Raw genomic sequence first — 24,007 nt, 5'->3', positions numbered from 1 at the left:
TTATCGCAGTTGTGCTGGTCAGCGACCAGCCCCCAGAGGGCGCTATTGCTGGCGGGAGTGAGAATGACTTTGACAAGCCAGTGCCCATTTAGCACAATCAAACGCCACTTTTTTTCCGCGGGACAATAATTTATGACAACTGAATCCCCCAGCTACTCCACGATTGAGCAAGCCTTCTCCCTCGGGAACGGGCAAGATTCTGCCCTCAACTGGTTGCGCAAGAACCGCAGTCAGGTCGCCATTTTTCTGGTGAGCGGCATCAAGCTGGAAGGCACTATCAGCGGTTTTGATCAGTACAGTGTGCTGTTGACCGATGCACACGGCAACCAGCAACTGGTCTACAAAGCCAAGATCTCTACCATCGCCATGCACACCGGCCGTTCGCAAGTGAACATCCAGCGTGCCCGCAAGCCGCGAGTATCCATGGCGCCGCGCCCCCATGGTGCGCCGGGCCGCTATGATGACAATCAGGGCGGTGGCAACAACGAGTAATCGTTCTTTCCGACCCTCTGCGCCGACGCGTCCAGCGTCAGCGACTGACGGAGCTGGCTCTCATTCTCAACCCTGTCCCGTATGAGATCCAGCTCCGGTTATCGCCCCTTGTTGGGCGATATTCTTCTGCACTACATCGCTATGCCGATCGGCTTACCTGCTTTGACCATGCAGGTCTGCATACCCGCCGCTTCTCCAGCCTGTACACCGATACCGGTATCTTCAAACACCAGACAGCCTGACGGCTTGACCCCCAGCTTGCTGGCAACCAGCAGGAAGGTATCGGGATTGGGTTTGTGCTGCTCAACATCGTCGGCCGTGACCACCACCTTAAAGTAGCGATCCAGCCCGGTATTGCGCAGCACCGCTTCGGCGTTGATGCGAGGAGAACCTGTACCGATCCCCATCGGAATGACACCTTGATAGCGTTCGACCAGTGTCTGCATGGCGGGAAACACGGTCGCCTTGTGCAGGTTGGCCACATAGTGGGCAGTCTTGCAGCGGGTCACTTCGAGCGGGTCGAGGGGGATCTGCTGCTCCTGTGTCACCAGCAGGGCGATCTTGCGGCTCGGCATACCGCCCAGTTCATAGAACCAGTCGGCATCGAAGCGAAAACCAAATTCACGGGCGGTGTGTTCCCAGGCGGCGAGATGCAGCGGCATGGAGTCGACCAGGGTGCCATCCAGGTCAAAGATCAGGCCTTGGAATCCGGAAAGTGTCATGGTGCGGGTCAGTCTCTGAAAAAAGGGAGCCCATTCTAGCCAGAGCCTCCCCGGCCTGCCATCACCTAGCTGGTGAGAAACGCTTGCCCCCACATTTGCGCCTGAAAATAGACGGGGGTGAGCCTGGTCGGGTCGAGCTGGTATTTCGGTGCCAGCTGCTCCAGCAGAGCCCAGTTGCCCTGTTCATAGGTCCTGACCAGCTGGAACAGGTGGAACAGCGGCCCTTCGTGCCGCTCGATGGCTCGCTTTACGTTGTTGGGCAGGTGGGCCTTCAGCGACTCTGATAGCAGGGAACCATCGAGTACCAGCCCTACCAGAAAAGCCCAGCTTGCTTCGCGTTTGTCGAGGGCGGTGAGGGCGATAAGTTCGCAGAAGCGGCCGCGAGCGATGGCCATTCGGGTAGAGGCCTCCGGCATATGCTGGCTCACCCGGGCCAGGCCGTTGATCAGCACAAACTTGCGGATCTCCTGCTCTCCCAGATAGGAGAGGGCGCGGGAAACCGAGGTGATAGGGGCTGCATGATCGAAGCCGGGCGCGTTGACATAGGTGAGTAGCTGGCCCGGGAGCAAGGCATCCTGCTCCAGCAGGCGAGCCACTTGGGCAAAGGAGAACTCCTCGTGGCAGATAAGTTGAAGGATCTGCTGCACAAGTGCCATGTCGGGCTGGGTGGCACGTTGATTGACCAGCTCGGGGCGGGCGAGAAAACCACCGGCAAAGAAGTCGACTCCGGCCTCTCGCAGCGGGAGAAAATCTTCCCAGGTTTCGATATCGAGGGCCATCCGCTTGTGTTCGGTGGGCTGGCAGATCCCCTCTTCCCCCATCCAGAATACCAGCAGACGGCTGGCACCGAGCCAGCGTGGCTCACGACTGACCCCATGTACAGCAAGCCGGCGTCGACTGTCTCGCCATTGTTCCAACACCGGAAAGGAGGCGGGCAGCCGTTCGCTGGAAGCCTCTACCAGCGGGATCGCATCCTGATCAAACAGCAGGGGGCGCTGTTCATCGAGCTGCTCGTGGGTGAAAGGCACCAGATATTGGCGCCCTTGTGCCAGCAGGCGGCAATGCTGTGCCAGTGAGGGCCACTCGTCCGGTGAGCCAAGCAGATAATCGATACCGTAGGCCACCAGGGCCAGGCGGCGATTGAAAATGGGATAACGACGCAACAGCATGGGATCACCGATAGGCCAGAGTGCGTGCCCGTCCTTGAGACTTGGCGTGGTAGAGCGCCTGATCGGCCTGTTCGGTCAGACTCTGCCACGCCTCGTCCAGGGAGGGGACCAGATAGCTAAAGCCTATGCTAACCGTAATGAAATCAGCAACCCGCGAGGCGGGATGGGGCAGTTTTAATTGCGCCAGTCCGGCATGGATCCTCTCGGCCAGTTGCTCGGCTTCACCGGGTTGTGGGGCGCAAAGCAGGATGACGAACTCTTCTCCGCCATAACGAGCCACCAGATTGGTAGAGCGTCGCTCGGCCTCCCGCAGTACGCGGGCTACCTGCTGCAGGCACTCATCCCCCTTGGTATGACCGAAGTGATCGTTATAGGCCTTGAAGTCGTCGACATCGATCATCAATACCGCCAGCGGATTCTGGGTGCGCCGTGCCCACTCCCACTCCCGTTGCATGGTGATGTCCCACTGGCGCCGGTTGGCGATACCAGTCAGAGGATCTTCCAGCGAGAGCAGGGAGAGGCGGTGATTGGCCTCTTCCAGCGCCCTATTGGTTTCGGCCAGTTGTATCGTGCGTTCGGCGACCCGGGCTTCCAGCTGGCGGTTGAGCTGCTCCAGCTGCTCCTGAGTGCGCTGGCGGATCAACAACTGTGACAGGATGGCGGCGTACTGTTTGAAGATCTCGCTCTGATAGGCTTTGAGCGGGCGGTGCCACAGCAGGTTGTCGGCGGCGATCCAGCCGATGGGGATGGCGCCATCCCAGAGCGATACCATGGCGTTCCAGCCCTGTCCCACCTGCTGTTTCTCGTAGTAGAGAGGGGTATCTTCCAGCACCAGCACGTAATCCTTGCGCTTGAGCGCCTCCTGCACCGTGGGGTGATCCGGGATAGGACTGACAAAGTCGTGTTCGTCTACCAGCTCTCCCTCTTCACTGGTGCCCCAGGTGCCGCGCATGGTTTTGCCATCGGGTTCGATCAGGAAGATGGCGACCCGATCGAACTGCAGCTCCTTGCGGGCCAGCAGCACGGCGTCCCGCAGCAGATCGTTCTCGCTGCGACAGCGGGAGAGGGTGACGCTGACCATGTGCAGCGCCTGCAACATGGTGAGGAAGGAGCCCTGCAGTGCCTGACTCTGTACCAGATCGGTCTGGGTATGGAGCCGCTGGTCCCGCTCCTGATTGACCTGACTGGAGAGCAGGTGATTGCTGAGCTCGGCAGTCAGATAGTGAATAAGTAGCTGGATGCCCTGGCGCTGGTGGGAGGAGAGGCGGTCTATGCGGCGGCGGGTCTCCAGATAGATGACCCCTTCCAGTTTCATGTGACGTTTGAGAGGGAAACAGGCGCGTAGCTGTGGCTGGGCGGGCTCCACATTTTCGCCAGGATCTGGCGGTGGCTGGAGCTGCTCGATCACCAGTTGTCCCTTGTCCATTGCCTTGTCGATCAGGTGGTGGGGTAGTGTTAGCTGTTCTAGCTGGGCTAGATCCAGTTCGATCACGCCCTGATCCAGCTGAAAACTGTAGAGCTGTGCTTCAGGAGCTCTCAGCCAGAGGTAAAGGCGTTCTGCATCGGTCTTTTCACGGATGGTGGCGAGGCTCACTTCGCATAACTGAGCGAAGTTGGTGAAGTGTTCCGGGTCCCATTCCTGCATACCAGTATCCCTTGGATTGTACCCAAGCGAGTATAAACATATTTCTCTTTGATTAATATGTCAGAAAGGAGATGTGTCGCACATATTGGTTGCATTCCAGGTTATGTGTGGAAACATTCACTGCTTTTATTGCCAATTATGGCGAAAACTGTGCGTAGTTGCGCCACCTGTAGCAGCGTGCATGGCAGATGTGGAGCAAAAAAGAGCCCGCACGATGGCGGGCTCTCGGGCAGATTCGATGACTCTGCGTGGCTTACTCAGCCTGGGAGGCTGGCTGCGCTGGCGTTTCACTGCTATCGGCTGACGTGCTCTCTGCCAACGGGGCTTCCGGTGCCGGACCCGGCACCAGCTCCACCGCCGGCTTGGCAATGAGGGAGCGGGTCTCTTCCACCGCTTCGGTCAGCTTGACCTCAATGATCTGACCGAGCTCGTAGACCACCTCGGTCTTGTCCAGATAGACGCGACCGTTGTCCCAGTTGCACTCCAGCCGATCCTTGTTGTCGAGGATATGACGGGCAGGCATGAAGACCACGGCGCCGTTCTCCTGCAGACGCAGCTTGAGGCCAGCACGCATCACGTCGATGATCTCGGCGTTGAACACCTTGTCGGTGCCAGCATCGGCCTTGAGGTAGCGGACATAGAGCCAGTCGCCGATGTCGCGCTCCACCATGCGGTGCAGGCGGCGGCAGGCGGTCAGGTGCTCGGTGAGCTCGGTGCTCGGGCGCTCGCCCGGGGTTTTGCCCGCGATGACCGCTTTGAGCAGACGATGGTTGACCATATCGCCGTATTTTCGAATAGGTGAGGTCCAGGTGGCGTAGGCATCCAGACCCAGGCCGTAATGTGCGCCCGGCTCGGAGGACATCAGTGCATAGCTCTGGAAGCGGCGGATCTTGCCATCCAGCCAGCGGGTATCGAGGTTGTCGATCCAGCGGCGCAGGGCGCAGAAGCCGGAGAGGCTGGCGATCTCGTCACGTTCGAACGGGGCCTCGGCGCTTTTCAGCAGGTCGATGGCGCCGTCGAGGGACTCTTCGTCAAAGCCTGTGTGGACGTTGAAGATGCCGTAGCCGACGCTCTTGCCCAGTACGCGACCGGCGCAGATGTTGGCGGCGATCATCGACTCTTCCACCATGCGGTTGGCGATGCGGCGTGGCTCGACGTGGATGGCCAGCACTTCGCCATTCTCGCCCAGCTCGAAGTCGTAGTCGGGACGATCCGGGAATACCAGTGCATGCTCGGTGCGCCACTTGATGCGCGCCTCGGTCATCGCCTTCATCAGCGGCAGCTGGGCCAGCACGCCGGCGTCGATATCCAGCTCTTTGCCATGCTCGGCCCAGTCGGAGACGTCGTCATAGTTGAGGCGGGCGTGGGAGCAGATGCGGGCGGCGAAGAACTCGGTCTCCTCCAGCAGCAGACCATCTTCGGCGATCAGCAGACGGGCACATAGAGTGTTGCGCTCTTCGCCCTCTTTCAGGGAGCAGAGCTCGTCGGAGAGGGTGCGCGGGATCATCGGCACGTTGCGGCCCGGCATATAGATGGTGAAGGCGCGCTGGGCGGCTTCCTTGTCCAGCTCGCTCCCTTCGGCCACATAGGCGGTCGGGTCGGCGATGGCGACCAGCAGCTCCCAGCCGTTGTCCAGCTTGGTGATGGCCAGCGCATCGTCCATGTCCTTGGTCTTGGCACCGTCGATGGTGAAAAAAGGCACCTTGGTCAGGTCACGACGGGGCAGCTCCTCTTCTTCGATCACCTTCCACTCCGGCAGATCAGCTGGTTCGACCTGGGCCAGGTTGTGGCGCGCCAGCACCACCCACCAAGGCACGTTGTGATCTTCCTGAGCGGCGATCTTCTGGGTGATCTCGGCAGAGAAGTTGCCGTCAACCAGTGCGTGGCGTTTGAGGGTGGCGACCACCCAGTCCCCTTCCTTGAACTCTTTTTCGTCCAGACCCTTCTTGACGCGGGCCTTGATGGCATCCTTGATCAGCGGGTGGTCGGCGACCACGTTGAGACGGTCGCGGAACATCTTGACCCGTGCCACGAAGCGGGTGACGGACTGCTCCAGCAGGGCATCCGGCTCGGCCACTTCCTTCTCTTTTTCGGTGCGGATCAGGGCGCTCACCCGGTCACCGTGCATCACCTTCTTCATATAGGGAGGTGGCACGAAATAGCTGGTCTTCTCATCGACCTCCAGAAAGCCGAAGCCCCGATCGGAGGCGCGGATAACACCCTCTTTCTTGGGGATGTTTTCGCGGATTTGTTGCTTGAGCTGGGCCAGCAGCGGATTGTCTTGGAACATAAGTGAGGAACCTGAAGTGAAAACCTGGGTGAAGACCTGATGAAGGATCGCCCAGCACTATACGTTTTTAGCCCTGCAAAGCCAAGGTGAATGGCCTGCTCAGCGTGGTTTCAACTGCGATCTGGCATGGTCAATGAGACGTTGGGATAGCTGCTTGTGTACCCCCTTTTCCAGTACCCAGCGGTGCCAGTAGAGGCGTTCTGTCAGAACATGGTTGGGACTGAGGTTGAGAAGTGACCCGCCAGCGAGCTGGCCTCTGATCTGCAACTCGGGGATGAGACAATAGGCCAGGCCCTGTTCGGCCATGGCGACAAAGGCCTCGGACGAGTGAACCGTGTGGCAGGGATAACCGCCGGGCTCTAGCCCGAAGTGTTTCGCCATGAAGCTGACATGCATGTCGTCGCGTTGATCGAAGGCCACTGCCGGAGCCTTGGCCAGCGCCTCCCGGGTCAGACCGTGGGGAAAGTGGCGCGCCACGAACGCGGGGCTGGCGGTAAGCAGATAGTTCATTTCGCCCAGATCATCGACGCAGCAACCGGCCAGTGGCTGGGGATGCAAGCTGACCGCACCAAAGGCCTGACCCTCGCGTACCTTGTCGAGGGTGCGGCACTCGTCATCCACCAGCAGGTTGAGTTCGATGGGATGCTGCTCCAGCAAGGGGGCGATGGCGGGCAAAAACCAGGTTGCCAGGCTGTCGGCATTGACGGCGATACTGATCCGGATGGGGGCTTGTGGTGTGGCGGGAGCCAGCTCACCAGCCAGTTCCAGCTCGAGCTGGTGGACCTGACGATAGTGTGCCAGCAGCTTCTGGCCGAGCTGGGTCGCCTGCAACGGCTGGCTGCGGATGAGCAGCGGCTCGGCAAACTGTTGCTCCAGTAGTTTGATCCGCTGGGAGATGGCGGACTGGGTCATGTGCAGTGATTTGGCGGCCCGCTCGAAGTTCTGCTCCTGCAATACCGCATCCAGTGCCCGCAGCAGTTTGTAGTCCAGCTCTTTCATCTTCCCTCCCTTGCGTTGCTTCTGGGCTGACTCTACGTCACTCGGCAGGGGACAACAATGGGTGGTGACAGGGCCGTTACGCTGTGATTTCTGACAGTAGTGATCAGGTTGTTGAGGGAGGATACTGCCCGCTGACCCATGGGTTAGCCTGCGGGCTCATAGCGATCTGTTTATCCCGGGTCTGTTTTCCCGGGATTTTTTATGGCTGCGTTGCCAGCGCCGGTGATGGTTGCTGCAGTAGAGAGTGGCTGGTTTGATAGTGGCCCAGCAGAGGTTTGCCAACGGCGTGGGCGAAGCGTTCATCCAGATGGAAGCGGATCCCCACCCCGCGCACGGCCCCCAGATCCACCGCCTGGCGATGGCCGAGGCGCTCGATGGGCAGGCCGAGGCGGCGGAAGATGCGCTCTACCGGCAGGCTGACGACAGCGACCAGCTCACGGATCCCGTGAGCATGGGCGAAGGCATAGACTTCGCGAAAGATGACGCAGGTGAGCTCGCTGACGCCATTGACCATCCGCGGAGCACGGCTGGCATCGATGGCAAGACGGGTCAGTTCCCAGACATCGGGGGTACGCGGTGCACTTTCACCGGCAAGGGCGGTGGGGAAGATGGTGGGCAGCATATAGGCATCGGCACAGTTGAGCAGGCGAATACAGCCGCATAGCCCTTGCTTATCCTCGATCAGCACCCAATGGGTGTCTGGCGTATCAAAACTGTCACGCTCAAGTCCCCGATGGGACTCTACATCCCAGCCGAGCCGGTCGGAAAAGACGCGATTTCGAAAGCGATAGAGTTCATCCTCTACCTCATTTCGTGGATGCTCTCTCAATTTTCCTTTGAAAACCAACATTATGGGCCCTCTGTCTTGCTATTCGCCGTTATAATCACATGTCTGGCCAAGGGGGCTTTCATATGAAAAGAGACCAACTGCTTGAGTATCTCGAACATTTCACTTCGGTGACGGATGGCAACCGTCTGGCCGAGCTGATCGGTCACTTCACGCTCGGGATGGGCTACGACTACTACCGCTTCGCGCTGATCCTGCCGATGTCGATGCAAAGACCCAAGGTGGTGCTGTTCAATCACTGCCCTGACTCCTGGGTGCAGGCCTATACCGAAAACAACATGCTGGCATGTGATCCGGTGATCCAGCTGGCGCGCAAGCAGACCTTGCCCATCTACTGGAATCGCCTCGATGAGCGAGCAAGCTTTCTGCAAGAGGGAAGCATGGATGTGATGGGGCTGGCAGCCGAGTTCGGGCTGCGCAACGGCATCTCCTTCCCCTTGCACGGTGCCGCCGGGGAGAACGGTATTCTCTCCTTCATTACCTCGGAACGCGCCTCGAGCGATCTGCTGTTGGAGTCGTCGCCCATCCTCTCATGGATGTCCAACTACATCTTCGATGCCGCGATCCGGGTGGTGCGTTTCAGCATGATGGACAGTGTGGGCAAAGAGCCCCTGACCGAGCGCGAAACAGAGTGCCTGTTCTGGGCCAGTGAAGGAAAGACCTCCAGCGAGATTGCCTGCATTCTCGGCATCACGGAGCGCACAGTGAATTACCATCTCAATCAGGTCACCCGCAAAACCGGCTCCATGAACCGCTACCAGGCCATTGCCAAAGGGGTGGGAACCGGCTTGCTGCTGCCCAATCTGGAGCAGGTGGTGGTCACCAATTTCCCCAGAGTGCTTCAGTAGTCCGAGTCTCAGATACCACAGATTCTCCTGCTGCTGTCTGAGGGTCACAATTGTCAGATCCGGTAATTGACACGGGATTTAATAGAAGCGCTTCATCATTAGCAAAATGAATGAACCAGTAAATCAATGAATTTCTAAGAAGGAGCCGGACTCGCTATAGTGCCGTTCATTCATCATTTCGAACGGAATTTTCGATGCTGCTGACCACGACCCTGCAAGGTTTCACCATAGGTCTTGCCATGATCATCCCTATCGGCGCCCAGAATGCCTTTGTGCTGAGCAGGGGTATCCATCGCAACCATCATTTGCTGAGCGCCACACTCTGCAGCTTTTGCGACCTCATTCTGATCGCCATAGGGGTATTTGGCGGAGCCAATCTGCTGGCCGCCAGCCCGATCGGCATGATATTGCTCACCTGGGGGGGCGTACTGTTTCTCGGCTGGTTTGGTGTGCGCTCCCTGCGCAGCGCGTGGTATGGGCAGGAGGGAGGACTGGCCGACGCTTCGCAACGGATGAAAGCCAGAAGTGTACTTGCCATGACGCTAGGGGTCACCTTGCTCAATCCCCATGTCTATCTCGATACCCTGATGCTGCTCGGCTCGCTGGGCAGTCAGGTGAGCGAGCACCTGCGTCCGGCCTTTGCGGCCGGTGCCATGCTCGCCTCGCTGGTGTGGTTCTACTCACTTGCGCTGGGAGCTGCAGCATTGGCGCCCTGGCTGGCGAGAGGGGGGGTACAGCGGGGGATCGATCTGCTGGTCGGCATCATCATGCTGAGTCTGGCGGGCAAGCTGGCGTTTGGAGGCTAGTCCGCCAGACTGTATCCATGGTGATGTCGGTGACGCTCATTGGCGGATAGCGAGGGTAGGCTCCGTGCGATTGAGTGTCAAACACCAGTCCGTTCTACGGACTGGTGTTTTTACAGCTTCTCGATACAGAGGCTATACCCGGAACTGGGAGAGCAGGCGCTGTTGCTGCAGGCTGGCCTGATGGAGAGAGGAGGCCAGCAACAGGCACTCCTGCGCCTCCTGTTCGCCGGTTCTGGCCTGCAGGCTGATCCCCGAGACCTTGTCGGAGGAGTGGCTGAGGGTGTGTGACAGTTGCCCGGTGGCCACGGCCACCTGCTGCACCATATCGGCCAGCTGGTCGATGGCCCCTTCCACCTTGAACAGGATCTGCTTGGTGTTCTCGGAGTCTTGCATGCCAGACTCCACCGTCTTGAGGTTGCGCTGCATCATCAGATAGGCGCTCTCGGTCTGCTGCTGGATGCTGCTGATCACCTGGCTAATTTCGGCGCTTGAGGCCGCGGTGCGGTTGGCCAGGGTGCGCACCTCGTCAGCGACCACCGCAAAGCCACGTCCCATCTCCCCCGCGCGGGCTGCTTCGATAGCCGCATTGAGGGCCAGCAGGTTGGTCTGCTCCGAGATGCCGCTGATGGTGGAGATGATCTGGCCAATCTGGCCTGCCTGCTCCTTGAGGGCGTTGATGGCGACGGCGCACTCGCCCACCTCCTGCACCACCCGCTGCATGCCCGCGCTGGCGGAGGCGACATACTGGCTGCTCTCGGTGGTCAGCTGGCGCACCTCATTGGCATTGTGGGCCGCCATGCTGCAGTTGTCCGATATGGTGGTCGCTACCTGTACCATCTGTTCGCTGTCGTGGTGCAGGGCCAGCGCATGTTCGGCAGTCTGGCGGCTGCTCTGGCTGATCGCCTCCACCCGGTTGACCGAGGTGTGGACGTGCTCGCTGAAGTGCCGATTATTGTCCATGGTGGAGCTGATCATCTTCTGCAATTTCTCGATGAAGCGATCCACGCTGTTGGCAAGCGAGCCTATCTCGTCATCCCGTTGCAGGTTGATGCGGGCGTTGAGATCTCCCTCGCCGGCGGCGATATCCTGCATCCGTTTATCCACCTGCAGCAGCGGGGTGACCAGCTTGCGGGTCAGCCAGAAGCCGCAGAGGGTGACCATGAGCAGGCTCAGCAACAGGCCGCCCAGCAGCAGGGAGCGAGTCTGGCTGATGATGCCGTTGAGTTGGACGACCTGATCCTCGACGGTGGCATCACCGCTCGCCTCGATGGCAACCAGTTGTTGTTTCAGCTGGTCGGCACTGGCCTCATAGAGAGCCTGCTGGGCCTGATAGTTGCCGAGCGCCTCGATCCACTGCCCCATCAATTGCTGATGTCGGGTCAGCAGGGCGCGATACTCTGCGGACAGTGTCTTGCCAGCAAATTCCCCGGAGCCCTCGATATCGAACAGTCCGGTGCCGAGCATGCTGTCGATCGCTCCGTGGTAGAAATCGGTCGCCTCTTTCAGCTCGGCCTTGATCGCCGCCGTGACCCCCTGTCTGCGCATCTTCTCCAGCGCATAGAGCTGGCGCAAAAAGCCGATGTTGGACTCCATCCCCCCGTCGGCCGCTTCCCAGCGGGTAGAGAGGCCACTGTTCCAGCTGATGGTCTGGTCGGGGGATTGGGTCAGCGTCTCTACCGCCCCATCGCCGATCTCCTCCAGCTGCGTCGAGAGACGGGCCATCAGGTCGGCGTTATGATGCAGGGCCTGATCCGCCTCTGTGTAGGCGTGATAGAGCGTCAACAGCTTCTCTTGTTGCTGTTGATAGGCCTGCTTCTGTTGCTCCATGGACGAAAGGGCTGCGCCATCAATGAGCTGCCCCTGACTGACCCGAGCCAGTGCCTCATCGGTTGCCGCTTTGGCGGCATCAAGCTCGGCACGATTGAGCGGGGTGCCGTTTTGCATCTTCTGAATCTGTAACTGTTGATTGCCCAGTTCGATGGAGCCCTCCATGGCCCCGTCAGCGGTCTGCCAGGCGCTTCCCAACACATAGGCGAGCAGATCGGCAAGCCGCTGGCTGCCATACCAGCCCACGGCTCCCATCCCCAGCGTGCAGCCGAGCAAGATGGCAAGACCCAGATTGGCGGTGGTAACAATTTTCATATGATGGCCTTCCTTGGTATCTGCATTGCATTAATTTCGGTTCCGAACGAGTTTAGTGTAGTGTTCATGCCCGTTCGGAGTCCGGCCCGGTGCAGAAACATCCCGTACACTCCGGCTGAACCAGATCAAGCATGGTAGCCAATTGGCGAAAAAGCTTTCTGGCTACTCTGAGGTTGCCGCCATGTGCTGGATACTTATCCAGTTATTCTTTATGCTATGAGCCAATTTACGAATAGCTGTATTGGTGAGGAGAGAGCCGTGATTGGTCGCTTGAGAGGCATTGTCATTGAGAAGCAGCCCCCCGAGGTCCTGCTGGAAGTGGGTGGGGTTGGCTATGAGGTGCAGATGCCGATGAGCTGCTTCTATGATTTGCCGGAGATCGGCAGGGAAGCGACCATCCATACTCACTTTGTGGTGCGGGAAGATGCCCAACTGCTCTATGGTTTCAACCACAAACAGGAGCGGGCGCTGTTTCGCGAGCTGATCAAGACCAATGGGGTTGGCCCCAAACTGGCACTGGCTATTCTCTCCGGTATGACCGCTACCCAGTTTGTGCTGAGTGTCGAACGTGAAGAGATAAGCTCCCTGGTCAAACTGCCGGGGGTCGGCAAAAAGACCGCCGAGCGGCTGGTAGTCGAGATGAAGGATCGTCTAAAGGGCTGGGTCAGCCATGATCTCTTCTCCCCCGCCATGGTCACATTGCCAGCCAGTGAGCCTGAATTGCGGGCGCCGGGTGTGACCGAAGAGGCAGCCAGTGCGCTGGTTGCCCTTGGTTACAAGCCGCAACAGGCGAGCCAGATTGTCAGCAAGATCGCCAAAGAGGGTATGTCGGTGGAAGATATCATCCGTGAATCTCTTCGTAGCCTTGTGTGAGGTAGTTGATGATTGAAGCAGACCGCCTCATCTCGGCCAGTGCCGCCCGTGAGGATGACATTATTGATCGGGCCATCCGCCCCAAGAAGCTGGCTGACTACACCGGTCAGGATACCGTCTGCGAACAGATGGAGATCTTTATCGAAGCGGCGCGTCAGCGGGGTGAAGCGCTTGATCACCTGCTGATCTTCGGCCCGCCCGGTCTGGGCAAGACCACCCTCGCCAACATCGTCGCCAACGAGATGGGGGTCAATATCAAGACCACTTCCGGCCCGGTGCTGGAGAAAGCGGGTGATCTGGCTGCATTGCTCACCAACCTTGAACCGAACGATGTATTGTTCATCGACGAGATCCACCGTCTCAGCCCGGTGGTGGAGGAGGTGCTCTATCCGGCAATGGAGGATTACCAGCTCGACATCATGATCGGAGAGGGGCCAGCGGCTCGCTCCATCAAGCTGGATTTGCCCCCCTTCACCCTGATCGGCGCAACCACCCGGGCTGGTTCACTCACCAGCCCGCTGCGAGATCGTTTTGGTATCGTCCAGCGTCTTGAGTTCTACAACGTCAAGGACTTGACCGATATCGTCTCCCGCAGCGCCCGTTGTCTGGGACTCGATATGACAGAGGATGGAGCCATCGAGGTCGCTCGTCGCTCCCGTGGTACTCCGCGGATTGCTAACCGCTTGTTAAGACGGGTGCGCGATTTTGCCCAGGTGAAATCCGATGGCCGCATCGATGGTCCCATCGCGGCTCGCGCCATGGATATGCTGGATGTCGATAACGAGGGGTTTGATTTTATGGACCGCAAGTTATTGTTGGCTGTGATAGACAAGTTTATGGGGGGGCCGGTGGGTCTCGATAATCTGGCCGCCGCGATCGGGGAAGAGAAAGATACTATCGAAGATGTGCTGGAGCCTTATCTGATCCAGCAAGGGTATCTGCAACGTACACCCAGAGGACGGATTGCGACCACACGAGCCTACGCTCATTTCGGTCTTCAGCGACCAGATGAGAAGTAAAAACAGTCGTTTGAACATGAAACCGCCGTCAAAGGCGGTTTTTTGTTATGCGGGCCAAAAAAAGCCCACGGCGGATGCGGTGGGCAAAGACAATTCAGGATGGATGTTCACAGACAGTGAGTGCGTCTGGACACAGACCGGAAAATAAACAGGTGAGCCGTCGCGAGCTCTCAGAGTCGGTTCAGTTGATAGAGCTGCACAAAGGAAAGCTTGTAGTAACGGATGGTTTTAGCAACAAACTTTTTCATCTTCGATTCCAATAGACAGGTTCAAATTGATGGTCGAATACGTACCGTGAACCCGGATTAACCGGCCTGTATCCAAGGGGATGCCCTCACTGCGAGGCGCATTGTAGGAGTTCGAATCGACCTGGACAAACAAGAAAAATTGCAACCTTCAAATTAGTTTATCTAATGCCTTGCTTGATGAAATTGGTTCGCATGAGTATGCATTATTTGCAGTTTTAAATTGGATTTTTGAATCAGATTGACTGACCCGGATAACATGGAAAAAGGCGCGTTATCGACACTTTTCAAATTAAACGAGGTAGCCGGATGTTAAATTCTTAAATTGATTTAAATCAATATTTTACGCTTTATCATCTTTTGTGATCTGGCTCTCTTCAATAATCGTGAAATAGATTAAACATGGCTTTGAAAGCCATGTATTTCGGGTCCTTTTACATTGATTTCAATCAAATAAAGGTGATATAAAAACCCGGTCATAATGGGCGAGAATAAATTGAAGCTGATTGTTTTGTAATTGTTAAACATTAGCTTTATTTGTTTTCCTGTATTGCCTTGTTGTTAATATTGGTGGTTACTGAAAGTGTTTTGTTGTGATGCGTCTCAATGGGGCCCATTCGATAACCCCCAACGGAAGCTTTGTCCTTAAAACTTAAAATAGCCGTGCCAATAATCGGTGAGGAAACATCATGATTGCTGAGCATGTGGTAGACCTATCGCGGTTCCAGTTCGCTGCGACGGCCCTTTATCACTTTTTGTTTGTACCCCTGACGCTGGGAATGGCTTTTCTCCTGGCGATCATGGAATCCGTCTATGTGATGACCAACAACACCATCTACCGGGATATGACCAAATTCTGGGGTAAGTTGTTTGGTATCAACTTTGCCCTGGGGGTTACCACAGGCTTGGCCATGGAGTTCCAGTTCGGGACGAACTGGGCGTATTACTCCCATTATGTCGGCGATATCTTCGGGGCTCCGTTGGCCATTGAAGGGCTGATGGCCTTCTTCCTGGAGTCCACCTTCGTCGGTATGTTCTTCTTTGGTTGGGATCGTCTGAGCAAGCATCAGCATCTGGCTGCCACCTGGTTGATGGCACTGGGTACCAACCTCTCCGCCCTCTGGATCCTGGTTGCCAACGGCTGGATGCAAAACCCGGTCGGTGCCGAGTTCAACTTTGAATCCATGCGGATGGAGATGATGAGCTTCGCTGACGTGGTGCTCAACCCGGTTGCCCAGGTCAAGTTCGTCCACACTGTGGCGGCTGGCTATACCTGTGGCGCCATGTTTGTGCTGGGTATCTCCTCCTACTACCTGCTGAAGAATCGTGATGTGGCGTTTGCCCGTCGCTCCTTCGCCATTGCCGCCGCGTTCGGTATGGCTTCCATCGTGTCCGTGCTGATCCTCGGTGACGAATCCGGTTACGAGACCGGTGAAGTGCAGAAGGTTAAACTGGCCGCTATCGAAGCCGAATGGGAAACTGAACCTGCTCCGGCCGCCTTTACCCTGTTCGGTATTCCGAATCAGGAAGAGATGCGCACCGACTACGCCATCAAGATCCCTTATGCGCTTGGTATTATCGCGACCCGTTCTCTGGACGGTCAGGTCACCGGTCTGAAGGATCTGAAGAGCGAGCACGAACTGCGCGTTCGTAACGGTATGACCGCTTACGATCTGCTGACCAAGCTGCAATCCGGTGACAAGTCTGACGAGACCCGTGCTCGCTTCGACGAAGTGAAGCAGGATCTGGGCTACGGTCTGCTGCTCAAGCGCTACACCAGCAACGTGACCGATGCGACCGACGAGCAGATCAAGGCCGCTGTGGATGACTCCATCCCGCAGGTACTGCCGCTGTTCTTCGCCTTCCGCATCATGGTTGCCGTCGGCATGCTGATGCTGGTACTGATTGGTATGGCCTTCTATGACAGTGCCCGTCATCAGATCGGCAAGCGCAAGTGGCTGCTCAAGGCTCTGCTGTGGGGTATCCCGTTGCCGTGGATCGCGATCGAAGCTGGCTGGTTTGTTGCTGAATATGGTCGCCAACCGTGGACCATTGCAGAGGTGTTGCCGACTTCCCTCTCTGCATCCAATTTGCCTGCAGCCGAGATCTGGTTCTCTCTGATCGGTATCTGCCTGTTCTATACCGTACTTCTGGTTATCGAGATGTACCTGATGTTCAAGTATGCCCGTCTTGGCCCCAGCAGCCTGAAGACTGGCAAGTATCACTTTGAACAGATCAAGGCATAAGGAGAGCGACCATGTTTGATTACGAAACTCTGCGTGTCATCTGGTGGGCTCTGGTCGGCGTACTGCTGATCGGTTTTGCCATCACTGACGGCTTCGACATGGGGGTAGGCGCACTGCTCCCGTTCGTCGGCAAGAAAGATGTCGAGCGCCGCGTGATGCTCAACACCATGGGGCCGCACTGGGAAGGTAACCAGGTTTGGCTGGTCACTGCCGGTGGTGCCTTGTTCGCCGCCTGGCCGATGGTGTATGCCGCGACCTTCTCCGGCTTCTACATCGCGATGATCCTGACGCTGATGGCGCTGTTCCTGCGTCCGGTCGGTTTCAAGTACCGCTCGCTGCGTGCTGATGCCAAATGGCGCAGCAACTGGGACTGGGCCTTGTTCGCCGGTAGCGCCGTACCGCCCATCGTCTTTGGTGTGGCCTTTGGCAACCTGTTGCAAGGCGTTCCATTCGAGTTTAACCAGTTCATGATGTTGACCTATCACGGCAACTTCTTTGGCCTGCTGAACCCGTTCGGCATTCTGGCTGGTCTTGTGAGCCTGTTCATGCTGCTCACCCAGGGTGCAACCTGGTTGATGATGAAGACCGATGGTGAAGTGCTGGCGCGTTCCCGCACTGCCGCCATGATCTGCTCACTGGTGACCCTGGTGCTGTTTGCTGCCGCGGGTTGGTGGGTAAGCGGTATGGAAGGGTATGTCATCGTCAAGGCTGCCGCGACTGACGCAGTATCCAACCCGATGAACAAGGAAGTTGTCCTGCAGGCTGGCGCCTGGATGAACAACTACACCCTCTATCCGTGGATGGTGGCTGCCCCTGTACTGGGTCTTGCCATGAGCCTGCTGACTGCGCTGTTTGCCCGTATGAACATCGGCTGGCTGGCGTTTACCAGCTCCTCGCTGGCGATTGCCGGGGTCATCCTCACTGCCGGTTTCTCCATGTTCCCGTTTGTGATGCCCTCAAGCCTTGAGCCGTCACTGAGCCTGACCATGTGGGATGCTACCGCCTCCTTCAACACCTTGCAGGTGATGACCGTGGCTGCAGCAGTCTTCGTACCGATTGTGCTGGGTTACACCATCTGGACTTACATCAAGATGTTTGGCCGGGTAACCAACAAGCACATCGAAGATAACCAACAATCTCTCTATTAAGAGGTGCGCTGACAATGTGGTATTTCACCTGGATCCTGGGGCTGTTGCTGGCCTGTGCATTTGGCATCATCAATGCGCTGTGGCTGGAACACACCGAGAACATGGATCGTCAGATCGATGAAAACAAGTGATCGACTCGCCAGGCTCGCCGCTCCACTGGAGCGGCAGCCGTGGCAGGGGTTGATGTTACTCGCGGCGGCCTTGTTGGCCGTCGCTATTTTACAGGCCCCCAATCTGATCGCGGCCAACACCAGCGAGCATGGTCTCTGGCTTGCTCCCTGGCTGATGTGGGCCGTCTGTTGTGGCGTACTTAACGGGCTTGGCTTTCATCTGAAAAGCCTGCCCGGACGTGTGCTGTTCAATCCCTGGCTCGCCTGGCCCAGTTTGTTGTATGGCCTCTGGCTGACACATTCATATTTCCTTTCATAAAAAACGGGGGGAGGCAGGATTTCCCTGCCTCCCCCTGCTTCTTTCCTATTCAGCCCTGCGCTATGATAGCCCCCCATCTGACTGTCGAATGGATCACAGATTGTTATGGGGGAAGTCTTTGAGTTTCCGGTGCGTGTCTACTACGAAGACACCGACGCCGGGGGCATCGTCTACAACGCCAATTATCTCAAGTTTATGGAACGTGCTCGCACCGAGTTTCTTCGTGCCAAAGGGGTCGAACAGGACGTCTGGCTGCAGGAGGGATATGCCTTCGTGGTGAGCCGAACTGAGATCGATTTCCGCTCGGCGGCCCGTTTTAATGAACTATTGAATGTATTAACGCAAGTGATTGAAGTGAAACGCGCATCCCTGCGTTTTTCGCAGCAGATCCTGGCGGCTGATGGACGACTCGTCACCCAGGCTTTGGTACAGATAGCCTGTGTAAGTCGTCCGCAAATGAAACCTGTAGCTATACCTGAAAAAATCAAGGGAGTGCTGTTAAGTGCACGCTGAAATTTCGTTTATTGGCCTGTTTTGGCAAGCCAGCCTGTTGGTAAAACTGGTCATGATCACCCTGATGAGCATGTCTATTGTCTCCTGGGCGCTGATTATCCAGCGTTCCAAGGCGATCAAGGCGGCCAATCTCGCATCGGAACAGTTTGAAGATCGCTTCTGGTCAGGGGTCGATCTCAATCGCCTCTATCAGGAGTCCTCTTCCCGCCGCGATGACATCGAAGGCATGGAAGATATCTTCTACTCCGGCTTCAAGGAGTATGCCCGCTTGCTCAAGGCCGGTGCCCGTGGTCAGGATGCGGTGATGGATGGTACCTACCGCGCCATGCGCGTCTCCCTCTCCCGCGCGGTAGATGATCTGGAATCCAACCTGCCGGTGCTGGCGACCATCGGCTCCATCAGCCCCTATATCGGTCTGTTCGGTACCGTATGGGGGATCATGAACGCCTTTATCGCCCTGGGTCAGGTGCAGCAGGCCACCCTGCAGATGGTGGCACCGGGTATCGCGGAAGCGCTGATTGCGACCGCCATGGGTCTGTTTGCCGCTATCCCGGCGGTAATCTTCTACAACCGCTTCTCCAACAAGGTCGAGCGGCTGGAGAACGCCTACGCCAACTTCATGGACGAGTTCACCACCATTCTGAACCGTCAAATTGCTCAGCAGCAGGGTGATCAGTAATGCAAACCTATCAGCGGATCCGGCGCAAGAAGGTGGCCGAGATCAACGTGGTTCCCTATATCGACGTCATGCTGGTGCTGCTTATCATCTTTATGGCGGTCACGCCGGTGATCACGCAAGGGGTCAAGGTGGATCTGCCGCAGGCTGAGTCCGAGCAGTTGCCGGAAGATGCCAAGCCGCCCTTCATCGTAAGCGTCAATACCGAAGGCGAGTATGTCATCAAGGCTGGCGAAGCCGATGACGAGCCGGTGCCAAGTGGCACGCCAGAGGCGATGCAGCAATACATCACCGAAAAAGCCATGGGCTATCTGGCGATCAACCAGAATGCCCCCGTGGTGGTCGCGGGTGACAAGGCCGTGCGCTACGAAGAGGTGATCCTGTTGATGGTGGCCCTCAAGAATGCGGGCGTGCCTCAGGTTGGCCTGATGACAGATCCGGTGAACTAACGGAGATGGATGTGAAGCGTGGTATTTCCGGTTATCTCATCGCGTCGTTTCTGCTGCACCTGATCATCGGCATCATCCTGTTTGTCGGGCTCGATTTCAGCAAACCGAAACGACCCGAATCGAAGGGGCAGATCGTCAATGCCGTCATGCTTGATGAGAACTTCCTCAACGAGCAGGCCAAGCAGATCCAGCAGCAGAAAGCTCAGCCCAAGCCGCAGAAGGTAGAGAAAGAGAAGGATAAGGAAGACACGGATCTCGCCAAGCGCGAGCTGGCTCAGAAACAGGAGCAGCTTCGCATCGCCGAGACCAAGCGCAAGCAGGCCGAAGAGGCGACTCGCAAGGCCGAGGCCGAAAAGCAGAAGAAGGTTGCCGAGCAGAAGCAGGCGGAAGAGAAGGCCCAAAAAGCCGAGGAAGCCCGCAAGCTGGAAGAACAGAAGGCCAAGAAGGCCGAAGCCGAGCGTAAAGCGGCGGAAGCCGAAAGCAAGGCGTTGGCGCTGAAGAAGAAAAAGGAACAAGAGAAGAAAGAGGCCGAAGAGAAGGCAAAGGCGGCAGAAGCCAAGGCCAAGAAAGCGGAAGCTGACAAGAAGGCCAAAGCTGAGGCAGAGAAGAAAGCCAAGGCAGAGGCTGAGAAAAAAGCCAAAGCCGAGGCTGAGAAGAAGGCCAAGGAAGAGGCAGCCAAAAAGGCAAAAGCTGACGCAGAGAAGAAAGCCAAGGCTGAAGCCGAGAAGCAGGCCAAGATCGCGGCAGAACGCAAACGCAAAGCGGCCGAGGAGGCCAGACTGCAAAAAGAGATGGAAGCCATGATGCAGCAGCAGCTGGCGGCTGAAGCCAATGCCCGCAGCCAGGCTGCCTCTGCAGCGGCACAAGGTGAGGTCGACAAGTATGCGGCGCTCATCAAGGCCACTGTTGAGCGGTATATGATTTTGGATCCCACCATGCGGGGCAAAACATGTACTATCGGCGTACGTCTTGCGAGCAGTGGCTTTGTTATATCGGTAGATAACGGCCAGGGTGACCCGGCGGTCTGTCGTTCGGGTAAGGCGGCTGTTCTGAAAGCCAATCAACTGCCAGTGCCCAAGGATCCTGCGGCATTCGAGATGTTGAAGGAATTTAATCTGAAGTTAGAACCGAGTATCTAAGCGTGATAAAACGAGGTTGCTTGCCTTTGGTTGGCAACCTCTCGCCGAGAAAGGAATTTAACCTCTCATCTATATTGGAACCGAGTATTTAAGCCATGATCAGAAAAGTATTTTTTGCTTTGGTTGGCTGTTTGTTGCTGGGCCAGAGTGCCCAGGCGGCCCTGGACATCGTCATCACCGGCGGTATTGATAGCGCACGCCCCATCGCTGTCGCCCCCTTCAAGTGGGAAGGCAACGGGCAGTTGCCGCAGGACATCGCGGAAGTGGTCTCCAACGACCTGATGCGCAGCGGCAAGTTCAAGCCGCTGGCCCGTGGCCAGATGCCGCAGACCCCGAGCAGCAGCAGCGAGATCAACTTCGCTCCCTGGGCCTCCCAAGGGGTTGAAGCCGTGGTGGTGGGTTCCATTTCGGCAGTCGGTGACGGCACCTACAAGGTGAACTTCGAGCTGGTCGATGTGCTGAAAGGCCAGCTGGCCAAGGCACAAGGTGGCGAGAGCAACGGTTACATTCTGGATAGCCGTATGGCGACCATCCCGGGTGCCCAGATGCGCCAGTTTGCCCACCGTATCTCCGACATCGTCTATGAGCGTTTGACTGGCGAGCGCGGTGCCTTCCTGACCCGTCTGGCTTACGTCTCCGTACAGCAGGGTACCCAGTTCCCGTACCAGCTGCGCATTTCTGACTACGACGGTTACAACGAGAAGACCCTGCTGCGCTCCCGCGAACCGTTGATGTCTCCGGCCTGGTCGCCGGATGGCAGCAAGCTGGCTTACGTGAGCTTCGAGAACCAGAAGTCCGAAATCTACGTGCAGGATATCTACACCCAGCAGCGCAGCCTGATCACCAGTTTCCGCGGTATTAACGGGGCGCCGGAGTGGTCTCCGGATGGTCGTCGTCTGGCTATCGTTCTCTCCAAAGATGGTTCACCGAACCTCTATGTGGTTGATGTCGCTAGCAAGCAGCTGACCCGCGTCACAACCAGCCGTGTGATCGACACTGAACCCTCCTGGATGCCGGACGGGCAAAATTTGTTGTTCACCTCTGAACGTGGTGGCAAACCCCAGATTTATAGCGTAAATTTGGCGACTGGTATGACTCGCCGGATGACTTGGGAAGGTGAATCCAACCAGGGGGCATCCATCACTCCTGATGGCAAAATCATGGTGATGGTGACCCGTGTTCAGGGACAGTATCGTATTGCCCGTCAGGACATGGAAAACAATGCCCTGTTGGTCCTTACCCAGAGTGCTCTGGATGAGTCGCCAAGTGTGGCTCCCAATGGCAGCATGATCATTTATGCCACCATCTATCAGGGTCGTAAGAGTCTCGCGTTGGTGTCGACTGATGGTCGCTTCAAGGCTGTGCTTCCGACCAGTAGCGGTGAAATTCGTGCACCAGCTTGGTCGCCCTTCTTGAATTGATAAAAATCCAATTGTTTTTTGTTTTGTTATAAAGGTTTAAGGAAATAGCATGCAACTCAATAAACTGCTCAAGGGTTTGGCCATCGCACTGCCACTGTTCACCCTGGCCGCTTGTAGTTCTTCTTCTGATTCCGACGCCGCTGGCGCTGAATCAGGTATGACCGACGGCATGGGCGGTGTACAAACCGGCGGCGCCAACGGCATGTTGTCCCCGGAAGAGCAGATGCGTCAGAAGTTCGAAGCACTGCAGCGTGACAACGTGATCTACTTCCCGTTCGACGGTTACGATATCCAGGGTCAGTACGCTGATCTGCTGGATGCCCACGCCAGCTACCTGCGCGAGCGCCCGAGCGTGAAAGTCCTGATCGAAGGTCACGCCGATGAGCGCGGTACTCCGGAGTACAACATCGCCCTGGGCGAGCGTCGTGCCAAGGCTGTTGCCAAGTATCTGCAAACTCTGGGTGTGCAGGCCGAGCAGCTCTCCATCGTCAGCTATGGCGAAGAGAAGCCGCTGGATCTGTCCCACACCGAGGATGCCTTTGCCAAAAACCGCCGCGCGGTTCTGGTTTACTAAGGTTTAAACCGAACGAAGTTCGTTTATATGCAAGCGGCCATTTCGATGGCCGTTTTATTTGCACTAAACGCCAAGGTTTGATCCGAATGAAATCTGCATATGCGAGCGACGATGGCGCTGGCCGTTTTATCTGTACTAAACGCTAAGGTTTGATCCGAATGAAATCTGTGTACAAGCAAGCTGTCGTTGCGCTGGCCGTAATGGTTGCTCTGAATGCGCAAGCTGCAGCACCGGTCAGCGATCTGGGCGGTGACTCGGGTGGTGGCGTTGTCCTTAGTGGCAACAACGGCGCCATCGTGCCCACCGGTAGCCTGGAAGATCGGGTTGCCCTGCTGGAGCGCACCCTCAATGCCCGTCTGCGACTGCAAGCTGAATTGCAGCAACAGGTCGACTCCCTGCAAGGGGAGGTTTCCGAGCTGCGTGGGCAGCTGGAGCAGCAGACCTACCAGATGGAACAGTCGCAAGAGCGCCAGCGTCAGCTCTATCAGGAGCTCGACAAGGTTGCCAGCAGCCAGCAGGCTGCACCGGCCGCCGCGGCCCCTGCTGCTGCCGCTACACCGGCTGCTGCGGCCAATTACTCAACCAATCAGGATGAGAATCAGGCCTACGACGCAGCGGTCAACATGGTGCTCAAAGAGAAGAACTACGACAAAGCCATTCCGGCTTTCCAGGGCTTCATCAAGCAGTACCCCAATTCGGGCTATGTTCCCAATGCACACTACTGGCTCGGCCAGTTGCTGTTCAACAAGGGTGACAGAGCCGGTGCCTCGGCCCAGTTTTCGACCGTGGCCAACAAATACAGCAAATCCCCCAAGCGAGCCGATGCGCTGCTGAAGCTGGGTATGCTGGCACAGCTGGATGGCAAGAAGGCGGAAGCCAAATCCTTCTATGAGCAGGTGATCAACGGCTATCCCAACACCTCGCCGGCCCAGTTGGCCAAACAGAGTCTGGCCAAGCTGTAACATTGCTGTATGTCACTGTTTTCGTAACGCTACTGTAAAAACAGCCTGCATTTGTACGCACAGTGAGCAAACGGATTTAAATTACGAATTTTCTGTTGCACCGGAAATTTAAATCCGTAATATAGGCCGCCGTCAGAGCCGAAGCAGTAATGCAGTCGGAACTGGTCGTGGTGAGGGTCGTTAGCTCAGTCGGTAGAGCAGTTGACTTTTAATCAATTGGTCGCTGGTTCGAATCCAGCACGACCCACCATTTTCTCCACTCGGTGGAGACAGAATTCCCAGGTCGTTTAGCTCAGCTGGGAGAGCACCTCCCTTACAAGGAGGGGGTCACTGGTTCGATCCCAGTAACGACC

General features: G+C 57.1%; 23 protein-coding genes and 2 tRNA genes. 18 read left to right on the top strand and 7 right to left on the bottom strand.

Annotated features, from left to right (window positions below; genetic code table 11):
- Window positions 1–132 precede the first annotated feature (132 nt).
- The gene (hfq, locus tag G5149_RS19995) at window positions 133–492 is read left to right on the top strand and encodes an RNA chaperone Hfq (RefSeq protein WP_421213472.1); all 360 of its coding nucleotides are present in this window, start codon (window positions 133–135) and stop codon (window positions 490–492) included.
- 131 nt (window positions 493–623) lie between these two features.
- On the opposite strand, the gene G5149_RS19990 is transcribed toward hfq, so the two are convergent.
- The 6 genes from G5149_RS19990 to G5149_RS19965 form a co-directional block, all read right to left on the bottom strand.
- Window positions 624–1,214: a beta-phosphoglucomutase family hydrolase gene (locus tag G5149_RS19990; RefSeq protein WP_337073793.1), complete on the bottom strand. Its 591-nt coding sequence runs from the start codon at window positions 1,212–1,214 to the stop codon at window positions 624–626.
- 65 nt (window positions 1,215–1,279) lie between these two features.
- The gene (locus tag G5149_RS19985) at window positions 1,280–2,383 is read right to left on the bottom strand and encodes an EAL and HDOD domain-containing protein (RefSeq protein WP_216979497.1); all 1,104 of its coding nucleotides are present in this window, start codon (window positions 2,381–2,383) and stop codon (window positions 1,280–1,282) included.
- Window positions 2,384–2,387: 4 nt separating this feature from the next.
- Window positions 2,388–4,028 (bottom strand): sensor domain-containing diguanylate cyclase, encoded by a 1,641-nt coding sequence (locus tag G5149_RS19980; RefSeq protein WP_216979496.1) that lies wholly within the window; start codon window positions 4,026–4,028, stop codon window positions 2,388–2,390.
- A gap of 253 nt (window positions 4,029–4,281) precedes the next feature.
- On the bottom strand, window positions 4,282–6,318 hold the full coding sequence (locus G5149_RS19975; protein WP_337073794.1) for an exoribonuclease II: 2,037 nt from the start codon (window positions 6,316–6,318) through the stop codon (window positions 4,282–4,284).
- 99 nt (window positions 6,319–6,417) lie between these two features.
- The gene (locus G5149_RS19970; protein ID WP_337073795.1) at window positions 6,418–7,317 is read right to left on the bottom strand and encodes a LysR family transcriptional regulator ArgP; all 900 of its coding nucleotides are present in this window, start codon (window positions 7,315–7,317) and stop codon (window positions 6,418–6,420) included.
- Between the two features lie 199 nt (window positions 7,318–7,516).
- Window positions 7,517–8,167: an acyl-homoserine-lactone synthase gene (locus tag G5149_RS19965; protein WP_236347198.1), complete on the bottom strand. Its 651-nt coding sequence runs from the start codon at window positions 8,165–8,167 to the stop codon at window positions 7,517–7,519.
- A 62-nt stretch (window positions 8,168–8,229) separates the two neighbouring features.
- On the opposite strand from G5149_RS19965, the gene G5149_RS19960 reads away from it, so the two are divergent.
- Together G5149_RS19960 and lysE are read left to right on the top strand one after the other, a co-directional pair.
- Entirely contained in the window at window positions 8,230–9,012 is a 783-nt protein-coding gene (locus G5149_RS19960; protein ID WP_005343205.1) for a LuxR family transcriptional regulator, read from the top strand.
- 194 nt (window positions 9,013–9,206) lie between these two features.
- Window positions 9,207–9,818: an L-lysine exporter gene (gene lysE, locus G5149_RS19955; RefSeq protein WP_005343206.1), complete on the top strand. Its 612-nt coding sequence runs from the start codon at window positions 9,207–9,209 to the stop codon at window positions 9,816–9,818.
- 132 nt (window positions 9,819–9,950) lie between these two features.
- On the opposite strand, the gene G5149_RS19950 is transcribed toward lysE, so the two are convergent.
- Entirely contained in the window at window positions 9,951–11,960 is a 2,010-nt protein-coding gene (locus tag G5149_RS19950; protein ID WP_216979492.1) for a methyl-accepting chemotaxis protein, read from the bottom strand.
- 258 nt (window positions 11,961–12,218) lie between these two features.
- Here G5149_RS19950 and ruvA point away from each other — a divergent pair, with 258 nt between their 5' ends.
- From ruvA to G5149_RS19875, 15 genes are all read left to right on the top strand, one after another.
- Window positions 12,219–12,833: a Holliday junction branch migration protein RuvA gene (gene ruvA / locus G5149_RS19945; RefSeq protein WP_216979491.1), complete on the top strand. Its 615-nt coding sequence runs from the start codon at window positions 12,219–12,221 to the stop codon at window positions 12,831–12,833.
- Between the two features lie 8 nt (window positions 12,834–12,841).
- Window positions 12,842–13,852 (top strand): Holliday junction branch migration DNA helicase RuvB, encoded by a 1,011-nt coding sequence (ruvB, locus tag G5149_RS19940; protein WP_005335744.1) that lies wholly within the window; start codon window positions 12,842–12,844, stop codon window positions 13,850–13,852.
- Window positions 13,853–14,786: 934 nt separating this feature from the next.
- On the top strand, window positions 14,787–16,343 hold the full coding sequence (locus G5149_RS19935; protein ID WP_005343211.1) for a cytochrome ubiquinol oxidase subunit I: 1,557 nt from the start codon (window positions 14,787–14,789) through the stop codon (window positions 16,341–16,343).
- A gap of 11 nt (window positions 16,344–16,354) precedes the next feature.
- On the top strand, window positions 16,355–17,491 hold the full coding sequence (gene cydB, locus G5149_RS19930; protein ID WP_033113517.1) for a cytochrome d ubiquinol oxidase subunit II: 1,137 nt from the start codon (window positions 16,355–16,357) through the stop codon (window positions 17,489–17,491).
- A 14-nt stretch (window positions 17,492–17,505) separates the two neighbouring features.
- Complete coding sequence (gene cydX, locus G5149_RS19925; protein ID WP_005304933.1) at window positions 17,506–17,622, top strand: cytochrome bd-I oxidase subunit CydX; 117 nt, start codon at window positions 17,506–17,508, stop codon at window positions 17,620–17,622.
- Entirely contained in the window at window positions 17,609–17,920 is a 312-nt protein-coding gene (locus G5149_RS19920) for a cyd operon YbgE family protein (protein ID WP_041202810.1), read from the top strand. Before cydX ends, G5149_RS19920 begins: the two co-directional genes overlap by 14 nt.
- Before the next feature lie 105 nt (window positions 17,921–18,025).
- Window positions 18,026–18,433, top strand: a complete 408-nt coding sequence (gene ybgC / locus G5149_RS19915) for a tol-pal system-associated acyl-CoA thioesterase (protein ID WP_337073798.1) — start codon at window positions 18,026–18,028, stop codon at window positions 18,431–18,433.
- A gap of 1 nt (window position 18,434) precedes the next feature.
- On the top strand, window positions 18,435–19,112 hold the full coding sequence (gene tolQ, locus G5149_RS19910; protein WP_216954450.1) for a protein TolQ: 678 nt from the start codon (window positions 18,435–18,437) through the stop codon (window positions 19,110–19,112).
- Window positions 19,112–19,558, top strand: a complete 447-nt coding sequence (gene tolR / locus G5149_RS19905) for a protein TolR (RefSeq protein ID WP_005335733.1) — start codon at window positions 19,112–19,114, stop codon at window positions 19,556–19,558. The genes tolQ and tolR overlap by 1 nt, the downstream gene beginning before the upstream one ends.
- Window positions 19,559–19,563: 5 nt before the next feature.
- Window positions 19,564–20,697: a cell envelope integrity protein TolA gene (gene tolA / locus G5149_RS19900; RefSeq protein WP_421213464.1), complete on the top strand. Its 1,134-nt coding sequence runs from the start codon at window positions 19,564–19,566 to the stop codon at window positions 20,695–20,697.
- Between the two features lie 95 nt (window positions 20,698–20,792).
- Complete coding sequence (tolB, locus tag G5149_RS19895; protein ID WP_005335728.1) at window positions 20,793–22,118, top strand: Tol-Pal system beta propeller repeat protein TolB; 1,326 nt, start codon at window positions 20,793–20,795, stop codon at window positions 22,116–22,118.
- 49 nt (window positions 22,119–22,167) lie between these two features.
- Entirely contained in the window at window positions 22,168–22,692 is a 525-nt protein-coding gene (gene pal / locus G5149_RS19890) for a peptidoglycan-associated lipoprotein Pal (RefSeq protein ID WP_005313284.1), read from the top strand.
- 158 nt (window positions 22,693–22,850) lie between these two features.
- A complete protein-coding gene (gene ybgF, locus G5149_RS19885; protein ID WP_337073799.1) occupies window positions 22,851–23,654 on the top strand; it encodes a tol-pal system protein YbgF in 804 nt (267 codons plus the stop codon).
- A gap of 174 nt (window positions 23,655–23,828) precedes the next feature.
- A tRNA-Lys gene (locus G5149_RS19880) sits at window positions 23,829–23,904 on the top strand.
- A gap of 31 nt (window positions 23,905–23,935) precedes the next feature.
- Window positions 23,936–24,007: transfer RNA gene (locus G5149_RS19875), tRNA-Val, on the top strand.

Origin of the sequence: Aeromonas sp. 600479 (assembly GCF_049175515.1) — a bacterium.
GTDB classification, from domain to species: domain Bacteria; phylum Pseudomonadota; class Gammaproteobacteria; order Enterobacterales; family Aeromonadaceae; genus Aeromonas; species Aeromonas veronii_A.
Note: the sequence above shows the minus strand (reverse complement) of the source record. Positions and strands in the feature narration are given on the sequence as shown.

Bases quoted from the DNA above. Each gene is read 5' to 3' on its own strand.
- G5149_RS19975 (WP_337073794.1), bottom strand. From the start codon at position 6,318: ATGTTCCAAGACAATCCGCTGCTGGCCCAGCTCAAGCAACAAATCCGC.
- tolA (WP_421213464.1), top strand. From the start codon at position 19,564: ATGGATGTGAAGCGTGGTATTTCCGGTTATCTCATCGCGTCGTTTCTG.
- G5149_RS19970 (WP_337073795.1), bottom strand. From the start codon at position 7,317: ATGAAAGAGCTGGACTACAAACTGCTGCGGGCACTGGATGCGGTATTG.
- cydB (WP_033113517.1), top strand. From the start codon at position 16,355: ATGTTTGATTACGAAACTCTGCGTGTCATCTGGTGGGCTCTGGTCGGC.
- hfq (WP_421213472.1), top strand. From the start codon at position 133: ATGACAACTGAATCCCCCAGCTACTCCACGATTGAGCAAGCCTTCTCC.
- tolR (WP_005335733.1), top strand. From the start codon at position 19,112: ATGCAAACCTATCAGCGGATCCGGCGCAAGAAGGTGGCCGAGATCAAC.
- pal (WP_005313284.1), top strand. From the start codon at position 22,168: ATGCAACTCAATAAACTGCTCAAGGGTTTGGCCATCGCACTGCCACTG.
- G5149_RS19950 (WP_216979492.1), bottom strand. From the start codon at position 11,960: ATGAAAATTGTTACCACCGCCAATCTGGGTCTTGCCATCTTGCTCGGC.
- G5149_RS19935 (WP_005343211.1), top strand. From the start codon at position 14,787: ATGATTGCTGAGCATGTGGTAGACCTATCGCGGTTCCAGTTCGCTGCG.
- ybgF (WP_337073799.1), top strand. From the start codon at position 22,851: ATGAAATCTGTGTACAAGCAAGCTGTCGTTGCGCTGGCCGTAATGGTT.
- G5149_RS19985 (WP_216979497.1), bottom strand. From the start codon at position 2,383: ATGCTGTTGCGTCGTTATCCCATTTTCAATCGCCGCCTGGCCCTGGTG.
- lysE (WP_005343206.1), top strand. From the start codon at position 9,207: ATGCTGCTGACCACGACCCTGCAAGGTTTCACCATAGGTCTTGCCATG.
- tolB (WP_005335728.1), top strand. From the start codon at position 20,793: ATGATCAGAAAAGTATTTTTTGCTTTGGTTGGCTGTTTGTTGCTGGGC.
- G5149_RS19960 (WP_005343205.1), top strand. From the start codon at position 8,230: ATGAAAAGAGACCAACTGCTTGAGTATCTCGAACATTTCACTTCGGTG.
- G5149_RS19965 (WP_236347198.1), bottom strand. From the start codon at position 8,167: ATGTTGGTTTTCAAAGGAAAATTGAGAGAGCATCCACGAAATGAGGTA.
- G5149_RS19920 (WP_041202810.1), top strand. From the start codon at position 17,609: ATGAAAACAAGTGATCGACTCGCCAGGCTCGCCGCTCCACTGGAGCGG.
- ybgC (WP_337073798.1), top strand. From the start codon at position 18,026: ATGGGGGAAGTCTTTGAGTTTCCGGTGCGTGTCTACTACGAAGACACC.
- G5149_RS19980 (WP_216979496.1), bottom strand. From the start codon at position 4,028: ATGCAGGAATGGGACCCGGAACACTTCACCAACTTCGCTCAGTTATGC.
- cydX (WP_005304933.1), top strand. From the start codon at position 17,506: ATGTGGTATTTCACCTGGATCCTGGGGCTGTTGCTGGCCTGTGCATTT.
- ruvB (WP_005335744.1), top strand. From the start codon at position 12,842: ATGATTGAAGCAGACCGCCTCATCTCGGCCAGTGCCGCCCGTGAGGAT.
- G5149_RS19990 (WP_337073793.1), bottom strand. From the start codon at position 1,214: ATGACACTTTCCGGATTCCAAGGCCTGATCTTTGACCTGGATGGCACC.